Annotated in this window: 12 protein-coding genes, 1 tRNA gene and 1 pseudogene; 7 read left to right on the forward strand and 7 right to left on the reverse strand. The window is 71.6% G+C overall.

Annotated elements, in window-relative coordinates; genetic code table 11:
- Positions 1-80 precede the first annotated feature (80 nt).
- Positions 81-1,385 (reverse strand): CdaR family transcriptional regulator, encoded by a 1,305-nt coding sequence (locus tag CT688_RS06010; protein ID WP_107756151.1) that lies wholly within the window; start codon positions 1,383-1,385, stop codon positions 81-83.
- The gene (aceE, locus tag CT688_RS06015; protein ID WP_107756152.1) at positions 1,382-4,177 is read right to left on the reverse strand and encodes a pyruvate dehydrogenase (acetyl-transferring), homodimeric type; all 2,796 of its coding nucleotides are present in this window, start codon (positions 4,175-4,177) and stop codon (positions 1,382-1,384) included. The genes CT688_RS06010 and aceE overlap by 4 nt, the downstream gene beginning before the upstream one ends.
- Positions 4,178-4,487: 310 nt before the next feature.
- Between aceE and CT688_RS06020 the strand changes: the two genes are divergently transcribed.
- Positions 4,488-4,922: a DUF3052 domain-containing protein gene (locus CT688_RS06020; protein ID WP_107756153.1), complete on the forward strand. Its 435-nt coding sequence runs from the start codon at positions 4,488-4,490 to the stop codon at positions 4,920-4,922.
- Between the two features lie 109 nt (positions 4,923-5,031).
- Here the strand turns inward: CT688_RS06020 and CT688_RS06025 are convergent, their stop codons facing one another.
- Positions 5,032-6,204: an RCC1 repeat domain-containing protein gene (locus CT688_RS06025; RefSeq protein WP_107756154.1), complete on the reverse strand. Its 1,173-nt coding sequence runs from the start codon at positions 6,202-6,204 to the stop codon at positions 5,032-5,034.
- Between the two features lie 162 nt (positions 6,205-6,366).
- Entirely contained in the window at positions 6,367-7,539 is a 1,173-nt protein-coding gene (locus CT688_RS06030) for an RCC1 repeat domain-containing protein (RefSeq protein WP_159077992.1), read from the reverse strand.
- Between the two features lie 179 nt (positions 7,540-7,718).
- Here CT688_RS06030 and CT688_RS06035 point away from each other — a divergent pair.
- Both CT688_RS06035 and CT688_RS06040 read left to right on the forward strand, forming a co-directional pair.
- Positions 7,719-7,791, forward strand: a tRNA-Val gene (locus tag CT688_RS06035).
- Positions 7,792-7,794: 3 nt separating this feature from the next.
- On the forward strand, positions 7,795-8,793 hold the full coding sequence (locus CT688_RS06040; protein WP_107756156.1) for a cobalamin biosynthesis protein: 999 nt from the start codon (positions 7,795-7,797) through the stop codon (positions 8,791-8,793).
- Here CT688_RS06040 and CT688_RS06045 read toward each other — a convergent pair whose 3' ends face one another.
- The 3 genes from CT688_RS06045 to CT688_RS06055 are packed head-to-tail and all read right to left on the reverse strand — an operon-like array spanning position 8,794 to position 10,901.
- The gene (locus tag CT688_RS06045; protein WP_107756157.1) at positions 8,794-9,735 is read right to left on the reverse strand and encodes an SURF1 family protein; all 942 of its coding nucleotides are present in this window, start codon (positions 9,733-9,735) and stop codon (positions 8,794-8,796) included.
- A 31-nt stretch (positions 9,736-9,766) separates the two neighbouring features.
- A complete protein-coding gene (locus CT688_RS06050) occupies positions 9,767-10,243 on the reverse strand; it encodes a low molecular weight protein-tyrosine-phosphatase (protein WP_107756158.1) in 477 nt (158 codons plus the stop codon).
- The gene (locus CT688_RS06055) at positions 10,233-10,901 is read right to left on the reverse strand and encodes an HAD hydrolase-like protein (protein ID WP_107756159.1); all 669 of its coding nucleotides are present in this window, start codon (positions 10,899-10,901) and stop codon (positions 10,233-10,235) included. Before CT688_RS06055 ends, CT688_RS06050 begins: the two co-directional genes overlap by 11 nt.
- Before the next feature lie 78 nt (positions 10,902-10,979).
- Between CT688_RS06055 and cobC the strand changes: the two genes are divergently transcribed.
- The 4 genes and pseudogenes from cobC to CT688_RS06075 all read left to right on the forward strand — a co-directional run.
- Entirely contained in the window at positions 10,980-12,128 is a 1,149-nt protein-coding gene (cobC, locus tag CT688_RS06060; protein ID WP_231750520.1) for an Rv2231c family pyridoxal phosphate-dependent protein CobC, read from the forward strand.
- Positions 12,125-13,282 (forward strand): Nif3-like dinuclear metal center hexameric protein, encoded by a 1,158-nt coding sequence (locus tag CT688_RS06065; protein ID WP_107756160.1) that lies wholly within the window; start codon positions 12,125-12,127, stop codon positions 13,280-13,282. The genes cobC and CT688_RS06065 overlap by 4 nt, the downstream gene beginning before the upstream one ends.
- An 11-nt stretch (positions 13,283-13,293) precedes the next feature.
- Positions 13,294-14,025 (forward strand): zinc ribbon domain-containing protein, encoded by a 732-nt coding sequence (locus CT688_RS06070; RefSeq protein ID WP_107756161.1) that lies wholly within the window; start codon positions 13,294-13,296, stop codon positions 14,023-14,025.
- Between the two features lie 8 nt (positions 14,026-14,033).
- Positions 14,034-14,669 (forward strand): annotated as a pseudogene (locus tag CT688_RS06075) (histidine phosphatase family protein); the annotation flags it as partial.
- Between the last annotated feature and the right edge of the window lie 6 nt (positions 14,670-14,675).

Consider the following 14,675-nt stretch of genomic DNA (forward strand, 5'->3'; position numbering starts at 1 on the left):
GTTCCCACAAAATTCGTGTTGAGGGCGCCGCCATCTGTCGCAGCGACGGTTTCGTTACACGGTGTGACGGGAGTGAATGATTAGCTCTCCTGAGGGCTTCGTTCGGAGAACTTGCCGAGCACGAGGGCGATACGGAGGACAAATGCCTCTCTCGCGTCCAACGGGTCGAACTCAGTGATCTGGCTCACTCGTTTGAGCCGATACCTCACGGTGTTGGGATGGACATACAACTCACGGGCGCACGCCTCGACATGACCGCCCGAGTCCAGATAGGCCCGGAGGGTCTCCTCCAGCGAGGGGTCCGCACCCCTCAGCGGGGACACGATCCGCTCCACGAGCATGCCCGCGGCCCCGCGGTCCCCGCCGAGGACCCGTTCCGGCAACAGGTCGATCGCCGCCACCGGGCGAGGGGCACCGGGCCACCCGGTCGCGGCCGCGGCGCCGGCGATCGCCTCGGCGGCGCTGTCCGGGGCTTCGGCGAGTGAACCGACGGTGTGGCCTACGACCACGGGTGCGTCAGGGGAGAAGGCGTCGAGGACCGAGGCGGGGACGGCGGACGCGGACTCCAGCTCCCCGGAGAGGATGACGACGAGGCGTGCCCCCTGGACCACGGCCAGCGCGTGCCGGCCCGCCGCGACGGCGGCCTTGTGCATGACGGGCACCGACGCCAGCCCCAGGTCTGCTCTGGGTCGACCCACGATCACGGTCGCCGCGGTGGTCGGGTCCCAGTTGAGCGCCGAGGCCCCGGAGGCGAGATCGGCGTGGCGGTCCCCACGGACCACGGCGTCCACCAGCATCGCCTCCATGCGGGTGTCCCAGGCGCCCCGGTTCTCCGCGGCGGCCGCGTAGACCGAGGCGGCCGTGAAGCCGAGCTCGCGCCCGAACTTCAGCACCGCGGCGATCATCAGTCCTCGTTGCCGCTCGTTGTGGGTGATCCGCGGCATCACCAGCTCGAAATATTCACAGGTGGAACGGACGAGTTGCACGGTCTCCTGCAACGACAGGCCCTGACCGAGGCCCTTGGGCAACAGTTTGAACCCGGCGATCGTGTCGGTGTGCGGGGCCTCGGGGTTGCGCATCCAGGTGACGAAGTCACGCACGGCGCTCTGGATGATGAGCTGGATCTCCGCCCGCTGGTCCGCCGAGAGTCCCGCGAAGAACGGCAGGTCCTCCTCCAGGGACCGTACCGCTTCCGTCGAGAGCGTCCCGGAGTACCGGGTGATGCGCTTGAGGAGCGCATCCGAGACCGGTCGCTGATCCGGAGCCCGGGAAGTCCGGCGCCGGGCCGGAGGCGCGGCCGTTGCCCCGCCCCCGGCCCCTGCCTCGGCCCCCGGGGTGGCCGCCTCCGTGGCCCCCCCGGTCGCGGCGTCGGTCGCCTCGGTCACGCCACGCCGGGATCCGTCGTGGGCTCGGGCGCCGCCATGACATCGTCGATCCGGTAGAGACGAGCGGCCTCCAGAAGGGTGCGCTTGTCGATGCTGCCTTCGCGGACCAGACCGGCGAGAACCGCGACGATGATCGATTCGGCATCGGTGTTGAAGAATCGACGCGCGGCCGGTCGGGTGTCGGAGAACCCGAATCCGTCGGTGCCCAGGACGGTGTAGTCCCCGGGGACCCACCCACGGATCTGGTCCGGCACCGCCTTCTGGAAGTCGCTCACCGCCACCTTCGGCCCCTTGCTGGAGTCGAGTGAGGCGGTGACGAACGGGATGCGGGGCTGCTGGTCGGGGTGACGGAGTTCGTGGCGCTCACACTCGAAACCGTCCCGGGCCAGCTCGTTCCACGATGTGGCCGACCAGAGGTCCGCCGCGACGTCCCATTTCTCCGCCAGCTCTTTCTGGGCCTCGGCCGCGGCGTACATCGCGACACCCGAGGCGAGGATCGACGCCTCGTGCGTTCCCTTCTCCGCCTTACGGAAGCAGTAGAGACCACGGAGCAGTGCCTCGATGTCCAGGTTCTCGGGCTCGGGCGGCTGGGGGACGGGCTCGTTGTACAGGGTGATGTAGTACGAGACGTTGTGGTCGACACCATCGGTCTCTGTCTCGTGCGCCGCGCCCGGACCGTACATCCGCTCGATGCCCGCTCGCATGATGTGGACGAGTTCGAATGCCCACGCCGGATCGTACGAGAGGATGCCCGGGTTGGTCGCGGCGAGCAACGGCGAATGGCCGTCCATGTGCTGCAGGCCCTCCCCGGTGAGGGTCGTGCGGCCGGCGGTCGCGCCGAGCAGGAACCCGCGCGCGAGCTGATCCGAGGCGGCCCAGATGCTGTCACCGGTGCGCTGGAAGCCGAACATCGAATAGAAGATGTACAGCGGGATCATCGGCTCGCCGTGGGTCGCGTACGCGGTCCCCGCCGCCGTGAACTCGGCGACCGACCCCGCCTCACTGATGCCCTCGTGCATGATCTGGCCGCTGGTGGACTCCTTGTAACTGAGCATCAGGTCGTGGTCGACCGAGGTGTAGTTCTGCCCGTGCGGGTTGTAGATCTTCAGGGTCGGGAACCACGAGTCCATGCCGAAGGTCCGGGCCTCGTCCGGGATGATGGGGACGATCCGGTCCCGCAGGGACTCGTCCCGCAGGAGCTCCTTGCAGGTACGGACCAGGGCCATCGTGGTGGCCACCGGTTGTTTGCCCGACCCCTTGCGCAACGAGGCGAAGGACTCGATCTTCGGCACGGAGAGCGGGGTAAAGCTCTGGCGCCGCTCCGGCACGTGACCGCCCAGCGCGATCCGCCGCTCCAGCATGTAACGGATCTCCGGGGAGTTGGGCCCGGGGTTGTAGTAGGGCGGCAACGTCGGGTCGGCTTCGAGCTCTTCGTCCGTGATCGGGATGAGCTGCTTGTCCCGGAACTGCTTGAGGTCGTCCAGCGTCAGCTTCTTCATCTGGTGCGTGGCGTTGCGACCCTCGAAGTTCTGGCCGAGTCCGAACCCCTTGATGGTGTGCGCGAGGATCACCGTGGGTCGACCGGTGTGCTCGAGCGCCGCCTTGTACGCGGCGTGGATCTTCCGGTAGTCGTGGCCACCGCGGCGCAGCGCCCAGATGTCCTCGTCGGACAGGTCCTCCACCAACTTGGCCGTACGCGGGTCGCGGCCGAAGAAGTGCTCGCGGATCCAGGCGCCGTCGTTGGCCCGGAACGTCTGGTAGTCGCCGTCGGAGACGGAGTTCATCAGGGAGACGAGGGCGCCCTCGGTGTCCTTCTCGAACAGGGCGTCCCACTCGCGTCCCCACACCACCTTGATGACGTTCCACCCGGCACCGCTGAAATACGATTCCAGCTCCTGGATGATCTGCCCGTTTCCGCGGACCGGGCCGTCGAGGCGCTGGAGGTTGCAGTTGATCACGAAGGTGAGGTTGTCCAGTGCGTCGTTCGCGGCCACCTGCAGGGCTCCGCGCGACTCGACCTCGTCCATCTCCCCGTCGCCGAGGAACGCCCAGACGTGCTGTTGCGAGGTGTCCTTGATCCCCCTGTTGGCGAGGTAACGGTTGAACCGCGCCTGATAGATGGCGTTCAAGGGTCCGAGGCCCATGGACACGGTGGGGAACTCCCAGAACTCGGGAAGGGAGCGTGGGTGGGGGTAGGAGGGGAGGGACCGGCCCGGGTGGCTCTTCTCCTGTCGGAAACCGTCCAGGTCGTGTTCCCGGAGGCGCCCCTCGAGGTAGGCGCGTGCGTACATGCCGGGCGAGGCGTGCCCCTGGAAGAAGATGTGGTCCCCACCGCCGGGGTGGTCCTTGCCGCGGAAGAAGTGGTTGTACCCCACCTCGTAGAGCGGTGCCGCCCCCGCGTAGGTGGAGATGTGGCCGCCCACGCCGATGCCGGGACGCTGGGCCCGGTGCACCATGATCGCGGCGTTCCACCGGATCCAGCGCCGGTAGGTGCGCTCCACGGACTCGTCGCCCGGGAACTCGGGTTCGAGACTGGTGGGGATCGTGTTGACGTAGTCCGTCGAGGTCAGGGCGGGCAGGGGTACGCGCTGCTTGGACGCGCGCTCGAGGAGCCGCAGCATGAGGTAGCGGGCCCGCTCGGGGCCTGCCTCCGCGAGCATGCCGTCGAGTGAGTCCATCCACTCCTGGGTCTCCTCGGGGTCCGAGTCCGCGAGGTAGGACGCGACCCCCTCGCGGAGGACCGGCACATTGGTGGGTGCGGAACCATCTCTCGTGCCTACGGTCTCGGTCATGCGTCTCGTCCTCACTTCTGCGATACGTACAGCGGCGACCCGGTGGGGGCACCACACATGTCGGGGTGCAGTCTCCGGTCGACCGCGCGTACCGCGGGTGTGGGTTGGATCGCGTGGTCGGCCGGACACGGGCCGTCGTCGGCCCATGTCTCCCCCTGATTGTGCCCCAAAGCGTGATGCGGGACACGAGCCTGCGGTCCCGGCGACGAAATGGGCGGTTGTCGTTTCCCCTGGGAGGGTGCCCGGGTAGTGTTCCTGGTCAGCGAAAGACCAAGACGAACACACTCGGATTCGAGGGAGGAACACCACGGTGGTCGCCGCGGCGAACCAACAGGGCGGGGCGGATCAGATTGCTGGTCAGCTCGAACTGACGAAGGACATGCTCGTTCAGGAGGTCGGATGGGATTCCGACTGCGACGAGTCGATCAGTGAGGCCGTCGAGGACGCCGTCGGGTCGGAGCTGTTGGAGGAGGACACAGACGAGATCGTCGACGCCGTGCTGCTCTGGTGGCGCGACGGGGACGGCGACCTGGTGGACAGGCTGATGGACGTCGTGACCCCGCTCGCAGAAGAGGGCTCGGTGTGGGTCCTCACCCCCAAGACGGGGAATGCCGGTCACGTGGAACCCGCGGTCATCGCCGAGTCGGCCCAGACGGCTGGGATGCTCCAGACGCGTACCGCGGCCCTCGGGGACTGGGCGGGAAGCCGTCTGGCGTTGCGGAAGAACAGCATCCCGCGGAAGTGATGTCCCCCCGGGGGGTGGCGTCACCGTTCAGCGCGGTGCCCCCCGGGGGGTGCCACGCCGTGACCAACGCGGGCGGCGGCACCGGAGGTCGACAGTCGAGCGGCGGCCCTCAGCCCGTGGGTTCGAGCAGGACAACCTCGCCGGACACCTCCTGCGCGGGTCCCGGCAGCGGTATCCGGTACGGGAGACGATCCTGGCTGGCATATGGCTCGACGCGGCGGTTACTGCCCCAGGCCCACAGACCACCGGTCTGGTCGATCCCGTAGGACGACGCGCTGCTCGCGCCGATCCACCGCATCGGGGGCACACCCACCACCTGGCGGGGTGTGGAGATGGAGAAGTCCTCGGTGTTGCCGTCGCCCAGGATCCCGTAGACGCTCCGGCCCCAGGCCCAGACGCGTCCCTCGGTATCCCGTGCGAGCGCGTATCTGCTCCCGGCCGCCACCTGGACGATGTCGGTCAACCCGTCGACCTTGACGGCCCGGGTGGTCTGTCCGCCGCGTGGCTCGACCCCGAGAAGTCCGTGGACGTTGTTGCCCCAGGCGCACACGTCGCCGCTGCCGGTGGCGATGATCCCGGCACCGCCGGGGTTGGCCACGCTGACGGCACCGGGTAGACCGCGGATGGTGCGGACCTCCGTCCCGTCCGGCTCTCCGAGAATCCGGGTGAGGTTGGTTCCCCAGGCCTGGATCTTGCCGTCGGAGCGGAGGGCCAGGGCGTTGAGCTGTCCGTAGGCGACCCCGATCACCTTCTCCACACGGGGGACAAGGGCCGGGGTGGGCTGCGCTCGGCTGCCTCCCTTCTCTCCTCCGGACGCGATGAACCCATCACCCCAGGCGACCACCGACCCGTCGGAACGGGTCGCCAGGAACGTCGAGCCCACGGCTTCCACGGACGTCACATCGTTGACGCCGGGGACCTTCTGCGGCCGGAGTACCTCCGGCGCTCCGGCCCCGACGCCGCCCAGGACTCCGAGATGGTCCACCCCGACCACCGAGACGGTCCCGTCCGGGTGGACCGCGGCGATCGCGTTGCGGGCGTCCGCCACCGAGATCACCTCCTCCCATCCCTCGATCGGACCGGGCGGGAGCGAGCCGCGGACGACGCTGCCCATCAGTACCGCCTGCCCCGGGGCCCGGGTCTCAGGGCTGGGTGAGGCCGAGGAGTCCGGGCACGGCGGCGCGGTCATGACCGCGCGATCGGCCGCGCTGCACCCGGTGACACCGGCGAGCGCCAACGAGAGCGCGACGGCCGAACGGACGGTCCTGAGGAGGTTCGCCATGACCGGATTCTGCGGTGGAGACGGACGGTTGTCCAGGGGCTTCATCCGCGCAGTACCGGGACGGCGCCGCGGTCACCCCGACGGTCCGGGGGTCTCCTGACCGGTCACCCCGGGGGCCGTCGTCCTCGGGGGTGCCGGTGTTCGCTCGTCGAACGCCGGCCGTCAGCCCGCCGGTTCGAGCAGGACGACCTCGCCTGACACTTCCTGTGCGGGTCCCGGCAGCGGTACCTGGTACGGGCGACGATCCTGGCCGGCGTACGGCTCGACGCGGTGGCCGCCGCCCCAGGCCCACAGTTCACCGTTCTGGTCGATCCCGAAGGACGAGGTGCTATCGGCGCCGATCCACCGCATCGGGGGTACACCCTGCACCTGGAGGGGCTCCGCGGTCGAGGTGTCCTCGGTGCTGCCGTCACCCAAGACCCCGGAGACGACCCGGCCCCAGGCCCAGACGCGCCCGGCGGTATCCCGGGCGAGCGCGTAGTCGCTCCCGGCGGCCACCTGCACGATGTCGGTCAGCCCGTCGACCTTGACGGCCCGCGGACTCTGGCCGCCCCGCGGCTCGACGCCCAGAAGTCCGTGGACGTTGTTACCCCACGCGCAGACCTCTCCGGTGCTGGTGGCGATGATCGCAGCCCCGCTAGAGTTGGCGACGCTGACGGCCCCGGGGACGTCCCGAATCGTGCGCACCAGCGGCCCGTCCTGCTCACCGATGACCTGGGTGAGATTGATGCCCCACCCCTGGAGTTTCCCGTCGGACCGCAGCGCGAGCGCGTTGAGTTGCCCGGAGGCCACCTCGATCACGTTCTCGACCTTGGGGACCAGGCTCGGGGTGGGCTGGTTCCGCTCGTCGCCGCGGCGGCCCCCGCTCGCGATGAACGAGTCGCCCCACGCGATGACGGATCCGTCGGAACGGGTCGCCAGGAACGCCCCGCCCACGGCGGCGACGGATGTCGCGTCCTGGATGCCGGGCACCGTGCGGGGCTGCTGGGTCCGCATGCCCCCGGCCACCGTGCCGGCCAGGAGACCCCGGTGATCCTCCCCGACCACCGAGACGGTTCCATCCGGGTGGACCGCGGCGAGGGCGGGGCCGGCATCGGCGACCGAGACGACCTCCTCCCATCCCGCGATCGGGCCGGGGGGGACCGTGCTCCCGGCGAGACCGCCGAGGAGTACCGCCTGTCCCGGGGCCCGCTTGTCAGGGGTGGGTGTCGCCGACGAGTCGGGGCACGGTGGCGCGGAAATGACCGCGCGGTCGGCCGCGCTGCACCCGGCGACACCGGCGAGCGCCAGCGAGAGCGCGACCGCCGACCGGACAGTCTTACGGAGATTCCCCATGACCGGATTCTGCGGTGGAGACGGACGGTTGTCCAGGGTCTGCATCCGTGCAGTACCGGGACGGCTCCGCGGTCACCCGGACGGGCCGGGGTCTCCTGACCGGTCACCCCGGGGGCCGTCGCCCTCGGGGGTGGGATAATCTGTCGCACACCGTCCCGAACCATCGCGGCGGGGTTCTCGCGCGCGTAGCTCAGCGGTTAGAGCTCTGGTCTTACACACCAGCGGTCGGGGGTTCGATTCCCTCCGCGCGCACTCATGAACACTCATCTGCTCCGGGCCCTGGGGACCGCGTTGGGGTTCGCCGCCGACGCCGCGATCGCGGACCCGGTCCGGTGGCATCCCGTGGCGGGCTTCGGACGGTGCGCCTCGGCACTGGAGCAGGTGCTCCACCCGGACACCGGCCGCGATGACACCAGGACGGGCACCTATGCCCGGGGGTTGGCCTACACGGTTGTGCTCGTGGGCGGGACCGCGACCGTCGTGGGAGCCGCCGAGGCTCTCGCCGCCGGCCGGCCGGTCGTGCGGGTGGGCGTCACGGCGATCACGGTGTGGTCCTGCCTCGGCGGTACCTCGCTGCTCCGGGTGGCCGAGCGGCACGCGGACCTGCTGGAGCGGGGCGATGTTCCCGCGAGCCGCTTGCTCCTGCCGTGGCTCTGCGGACGCGATCCGGACCTGCTCGACGCCGACGACCTGGCCCGGGCCGTCGTGGAGTCGGTCGCGGAGAACACCTCCGACGCCGCCGTGGCGACCATGTTCTGGGCGGCGGTGGCCGGCCCCGCGGGTGCCGCCGCGCACCGGGCCGCCAACACCCTCGACGCGATGGTCGGACACCGCTCGACCAGGTACCTGGACTTCGGTCGGTCCTCGGCGCGACTCGACGACGCCCTCGGCTGGCCGGCCGCGCGCCTGGCGGCCCTGCTCACCGCGGCACTCGCTCCTGTGGTCGGGGGCTCGCCGCGCGCCGTCCTGAGCACGTGGCGGCGGGACGCCCGGGCGCACCCGAGCCCGAATGCGGGGGTGATCGAATCAGCGTGCGCCGGAGCGCTCGGGGTCCGGCTGGGCGGCAGGACGCCGTACCCCCACGGTGTCGAGATGCGCCCGCATCTGGGTGGCGGGCGCGCGCCGCGGCCGGAAGACGTCCGCAGGGCGATCCGGCTCATGCGGGCCACCCAGGTGGCGGCCGCCGTCTGCGCTGTCGCGGCCCAAGCCGTTCTCGGTGCGGTCGTGACCGGTGCAGCCGCTGCGCGGCCGTGATCAGGTCCGGAGACGGTCCGCCCGACGGTGGGCGCGCCGGAGCTCGGCGTCGTCCCGGTGTCCGTAGCGGGCTCTGAGGGCGCGTTCGCGGGCATCGAGCGCCGCCTCGTCGGCGTTGACTGGGCCGTTGGGCGGGCCGTCGCCCGGGCCGTCGCCCGAGCCTCCGGGCGGCGGTGCCGTGGACGTCTCGTCCGCCTCGGCCGCCTCGGTTTCGCGACGACGCGCCCGGATCTCAGCCCAGGCGAAGTAGGCCAGGGCGAGAGGCGCCAGGACACCGAAGGCGAGCCACTGCAGCCCGTAGGACAGATACGGGCCGTTCTCGATTCCGGGGATGGGCACCGGGGTCAGTGATCCGGGCTGGTCCCCTGTGAGCTGGAGATACCCGTCGGGGATGAGTGTGTGGTCGAGGGCGTCGCCCAGGACCGCGGGGTCCAGGACGCGGACGGCAGGGAGCCCGTCGACGAGGACCGGCTCGACCTGACCGCTCTCCGCGGCCCTGAGTCGCGCGGTGATCTCGACGGGCCCACCCGGCGCGGCGGCGTAGTCGGGCACCGTGTTGTTCTCGCCGACGGGAACATAGCCACGGTTGATCAGGATCGCCGGCCCGTCAACCGGCTCGAACACCGTCAGCACCTGGTAGACCGGTTCGCCGTCGACCGCGCGCAGACGCAGCAGGGCCTCGGAGTCGGGTTGCCACCGACCGTCCAGCGTCACCAGCCGCCATTCGCGCTCCGCGAACGCCTCGGGGCCGTCGACCACCTGCCCGAACGGTGCCGGGGCGGCCTCGATGGACTCCGCCAGGCGGGCGTTGCGGGCGTCGAGATCCTCGCTCTTGCCCAGTTGCCACGGGGCCAGCAACGCGAAGCACGCCCAGGCGAACAGCGACACGGCGAGCAGACCGATCAGCCAGCCGGGACTCAGAAAGCGCCGCAGACTCCGCATGGCACCAGGGTATCCGCTGGGTCCGGACCCGCTACGCCAGGAGGGCACGCACCTCGGCCACCAACCCGGGGAGCGCCCCGGTGATCTGGAGACGGGTCCGGGTGAAGCCGTCGTCGTCCCCGTAGTAGGGGTCGGCTACGTCGTGACCGTCCGCCGCGGGGTCGAAACCCCGCAGGAGGCGGATGCGGTGATCCTCGACCCCGGCGTCGAGGAGGTGGTCGCGGTGGCCGCGGTCGAGTGCCACCACCAGGTCGGCGGTGTGGTCGGCCGGGGCCAGTTGCGCGGCCACGTGCGTGTCGTCGTACCCGTGGGACCGCAGTTCGGCCGCCGCCCGCGGGTCCATCGGGTCCCCCACGTGCCACCCGCCGGTGCCCACGCTCGAGACGGTGACCCTATCGCCCAACCCGGCCCCGGCGAACGCGTGGCGGGCCATGACCTCGGCCATGGGGGAGCGGCAGATGTTGCCGGTACAGACGAAGACCACGTGGACGGGCCGCTCACCAGGCATGGATGATCCCCTCCAGTTCGTTCGTGTCCGCCGGGGACCAGCGGGCATCGGCCCACTCCTCGGGGCTGCCGTAGCCCCAGCGCACTATCGCCGTGGGGATGCCGTAACGGGCGGCCCCGGCCACGTCGTGCTCGCGGTCGCCGATCATGAGGACGCTCTCGGTACCCCCGTCGGCCTCGGGGACCGGGTCCAACCCGACGGCGGCCAGCGAATGCGCGATCACGTCGGCCTTCGCCGACCGGCCGACACGCAGGTCCGCCCCGCCGATGAACTCGAAGGGGTCGTCGAGTCCGAAGTGCTCCAGGATCCGCCGCGCGGCCCGCTGGTCCTTGCTCGTCGCCACGGCCATCCGGAAGCCCTGGCCGGCCAGGCTGCTCAGCAACTCGTCCATTCCCTCGTAGACGGCGTTCTCGAGCCACCCCACCTCGCCGTAGCGCTCGCGGTACGCGCCCATCGCCCGCTGCAGATCCGCGCCCTCGAGTCCCAGCGAGGCGAGGGTGTCGGGCATCGGCGGGCCCGCGATGGACCGGATGTCACGGGAGTCGTCCCACCGGGCGCCGACGGTGTCGAGCGCGTGACGGAGGGATTTGGCGATACCGTCCAGGGAGTCGGTGATGGTTCCGTCGAGATCGACGAGCAGGACAGGGCGATCGGGCATGTGGTCATCCTCCCAGACCCGGGTCGCCACGCGTCCCGCCCCGTCGCCGCCGCCGGCCCGCCGCCTAGGCTGCCGTGCATGAGCGCCGCGCCCGGAACCCCGACCGGACCCGAGCACGGACGTGGACCCGTACCGCAGCCCGGCCCCCAGCCCCGCCATCTGCCGGAGGGCCCGTCCTGGGAGGCGCTGCGTCACCACGGCGATGCCGAACTGGTCCCGGGGGGCGTCGATTTCGCCGTCAACGTGCGAGGAAACGGCCCGCCAGCGTGGCTGCGGGACCGGCTGGCCGACCGACTCGGCGACCTGGGCGGGTACCCCACACCCGACGACGTGGAGGCGGCCGTCGCCTCGGTCGCCGCCCGTCACGGGGTGGGTCGTGAGGCCGTCCTGTTGTTGGGTGGCGCCTCGGAGGGGTTCCATCTGCTCGCCGACCACGCCGCCCGCAGGGGCCTGCGCGCCGCGGTGGTCCACCCGTCGTTCACCGAGCCCGAGGTCGAGCTCCGGCGGGCCGGCGTGCAGGTCCACAGGGTGATCCTGTCGCCGCCGTACGGCCTCGACCCGGCTCTCGTGCCCGAGGAGGCCGACCTCGTCGTCGTCGGCAATCCCACCAACCCCACCTCGGTCCTCCACGCCAGCGCGACCGTCGCGGCGCTGTGCCGCCCGGGCCGGGTGACCGTGGTGGACGAGGCGTTCTGCGACATGGTGTCCGACGAGGCCGGGCACACCCTGGCCGGCGCCCGCCTCCCCGGGCTGGTGGTGCTGCGGTCGCTGACCAAGACGTGGGCGCTCGCCGGGCTGCGCATTGGTTACGCCGTGGGCGACCTGGGGGTGCTGGCCGACCTCGCCGCGGACCGGCCCCACTGGCCCCTCGGAACGCTGCAGCTCGAGGCGATCCGGGCGTGCCTGGGTCCGGAGGCGGAGGGCGAGCTGGAGGCCGCGCGCGGGCAGGTGATGGCCGAACGTCGGGCGATGGTGGCCGCTCTCGAGTCCGCAGGGATCAGGGTCGTGGTGCCCCCCGAGGCCCCGTTCGTCCTGGTACGCACCCCGGCCCGCGCGGATCCCGCCGCGTTCCGCGCGGGCCTGGCGCGCCGGGGGATCGCGACCCGCCGCGGTGACACGTTCCCCGGACTCGACGCCACCCACCTGCGCCTGGCCGTCCGCGACGGCAGGATGGTGGACGCACTCGTCCGCGCCTGGCGGGCGGAGCGGGAAGGGGATCGACGATGACCACCGGTGGGCCCACCCTGGCCGACGTGATCGACCTGCTGGAGCACGCGTACCCACCCCGGTTGGCCGAGTCCTGGGACCGTGTCGGGCTGGTCGCGGGCGACCCCGCCGCGCAGGTCGGGACGGTCGTGGTGGCCGTCGACGCCACCGACGAGGTGGTCGACCACGCGCTCGCCGTGGGCGCCGATCTGCTCCTGGTCCATCACCCGCCCCTGCTGCGTGGGGTGCACTCGGTCGCCGCCGACACCCCCAAGGGTCGGCTGCTGCACCGCCTGGTCGTGGGTGGCTGTGCCCTGTACGCCGCGCACACCAACGCCGACTCCGCGCGGCCCGGCGTCAACGACGCCCTGGCGGAGACGCTGGGGCTGGATCCCGGGCGACCGCTGGTCCCGACCGGTGACGGGACCGTCGACAGGTGGGTGGTGACGGTGCCCGACGACGACGTCGAGGACCTCCTTCACGCCGTCTTCGCCGCCGGCGCCGGCCGGATGAGCGGGTACACCGAGTGTTCGTTCTCCGTGCGGGGCACCGGTCGCTTCCGGCCCGGCGACGGGACCACCCCCGCCAGGGGTCAGGTGGGCGAACCGGAACAGGTCTCCGAGACGCGGGTGGAGTTCGTGGCGCCCCCCGAACTGCGGGCCGAGGTGCGCCGTGCGGTGACGGCCGCACACCCGTACGAGGTACCCGCGATGGACGTGCTTGTCAACCACGCCGGACCCGGCCCGGGCCCGGAGGACACGGGCCTCGGCCGCGTCTGCGACCTGCCCGCGCCCATGACACTCGCCGGGTTCACCGCGCTCGTCGGCGCCAGACTGCCCCGGACCGTGTGGGGGGTCCGGGCCGCCGGTGATCCGGACACTGAGATCAGGAGGGTCGCGCTGTGCGGCGGCTCCGGCGACTCGCTGCTGGGGGCGGCCCGCGCGGCCGGGGCGGACGTGTACCTCACCGGAGACCTGCGTCACCACGTCGTCGACGAGCACCTGCGGGAAGGCGGCCCGGCGCTGGTGGACGCGGCGCACTGGGCACTCGAGTACCCGTGGTGTGCGCAGGCCGCGGCGTTGCTCGAGGAGGGGGTCGGGGTCGCGGCGACCGTCTGCGACCTGCGCACCGACCCCTGGACGGCGGCGTCGGGGACGGCGGGCGACGGGCGGTAGTCTTGGCCCTCATGAAGGCCGATCCCACCCTCCAGCGTCGACTCGTCGACCTCGCCGAGCTCGACCTGCGCCTGGGCTCCCTCGACCACCGTCGGCGCTCCCTCCCGGAGCAGGCCACCGTGGACACGTTGGAGGCCGAGCGCCGGGCTGCCGTGGAGTCCGCCGCGCGGGCTCGGATACACGTGGAGGACCTGGATCGCGCGATCGCCAAGCTGAGCTCGGACCTCGACGCCGTGCGGAGGCGTCGCGAGAGCGACTCCGCGGCGTTGGCCGCCGGCGGCCTGTCCGACAGGCAGGCCACCGAGCTCGAGTACGAGCTGGCATCGCTCCACCGTCGTCAGGAGAACCTGGAGGCCGAACTCTCCGAGCTGACCGAGCGCCACGAGGCGGTGGACGCCGACGTCCGCCACTCCGGCGCGATCATCACCGACCTGGACGCCCGCCTCGGAATGGCCACCACCGTCCGCGACACGGCACTCGCCCACCTCGAGGACTCCGTCACCGCCACGACCGCCGAGCGGGCCCGCCAGGCGGAGGACCTCCCCGCGGACCTACTCGACCTCTATACCCGTAGTGCACAGCAGGCCGGCGTGGGTGCGGCGATCCTCAACGGCGGCCGGTGCTCGGCCTGCGCGATCGATCTCGACCGCACCACCGTGTCGGCGTTCCGTACGGCACCCGCCGACGACGTCCTGACCTGCCCGGAGTGCGGCGTGATCGTCGTCCGCACTGCCAACTCGTGAGCGGGGGTCCCGGCTGGACGGGCGCGGCCGGGAGACCCACCCGGATCGTGCTGGCCCGTCACGGTCAGACCCCGCTCTCGGTGGACCGCCGGTACTCCGGACAGGGTGACCCCGACCTCACAGAGCTGGGCGTGCTCCAGGCCGAGCGCACCGCAGAGCGGTTGGCCCGCCTCCCCGGGCTCTCGGCGGTCGTCTCCTCCCCGCTGCGCCGGTGCCTGGGGACCGCCGAGCGGGCCGCCGAGGCGACGGGAGTCCCGCTGGTTGTCGAGGACGACCTCATCGAGACGGATTTCGGACTCTGGGAGGGTCTGACCTTCTCCGAGGCCGCGGAGCAGGACCCCGCTCTGCACTCACGCTGGATGTCTGACACCGCCGTGCCGCCCCCCGGGGGCGAGAGCTTCGCCGTGGTCCGCGCCCGGGTCGAGCGGGGACTGCGCCGGATCGTCTCCGAAAACCCGGGCGGCGTGGTGGCCGTGGTCAGTCACGTCACGCCCATCAAGCTCGCGATCAGGGCGGCCCTCGACGCCGGCGACGAGCTGCTCTTCCGGCTCCACCTGGACCTGGCCTCGGTGTCCGACGTGCGGTTCTATCCCGACGGTCCCACGTCGGTGCACCTGGTCAACGACACCTCGCACCTCGACTAGACTCGC

The organism is Dietzia sp. JS16-p6b (assembly GCF_003052165.1).
Classification (GTDB): Bacteria; Actinomycetota; Actinomycetes; order Mycobacteriales; family Mycobacteriaceae; genus Dietzia.

What these genes read in the sequence shown, in the direction of transcription:
- aceE (WP_107756152.1), bottom strand. Translation starts at nt 4,177, where the DNA reads ATGACCGAGACCGTAGGCACGAGAGATGGTTCCGCACCCACCAATGTG.
- CT688_RS06025 (WP_107756154.1), bottom strand. Translation starts at nt 6,204, where the DNA reads ATGGCGAACCTCCTCAGGACCGTCCGTTCGGCCGTCGCGCTCTCGTTG.
- CT688_RS06030 (WP_159077992.1), bottom strand. Translation starts at nt 7,539, where the DNA reads ATGGGGAATCTCCGTAAGACTGTCCGGTCGGCGGTCGCGCTCTCGCTG.
- CT688_RS06040 (WP_107756156.1), top strand. Translation starts at nt 7,795, where the DNA reads ATGAACACTCATCTGCTCCGGGCCCTGGGGACCGCGTTGGGGTTCGCC.
- CT688_RS06045 (WP_107756157.1), bottom strand. Translation starts at nt 9,735, where the DNA reads ATGCGGAGTCTGCGGCGCTTTCTGAGTCCCGGCTGGCTGATCGGTCTG.
- CT688_RS06050 (WP_107756158.1), bottom strand. Translation starts at nt 10,243, where the DNA reads ATGCCTGGTGAGCGGCCCGTCCACGTGGTCTTCGTCTGTACCGGCAAC.
- CT688_RS06055 (WP_107756159.1), bottom strand. Translation starts at nt 10,901, where the DNA reads ATGCCCGATCGCCCTGTCCTGCTCGTCGATCTCGACGGAACCATCACC.
- cobC (WP_231750520.1), top strand. Translation starts at nt 10,980, where the DNA reads ATGAGCGCCGCGCCCGGAACCCCGACCGGACCCGAGCACGGACGTGGA.
- CT688_RS06065 (WP_107756160.1), top strand. Translation starts at nt 12,125, where the DNA reads ATGACCACCGGTGGGCCCACCCTGGCCGACGTGATCGACCTGCTGGAG.
- CT688_RS06070 (WP_107756161.1), top strand. Translation starts at nt 13,294, where the DNA reads ATGAAGGCCGATCCCACCCTCCAGCGTCGACTCGTCGACCTCGCCGAG.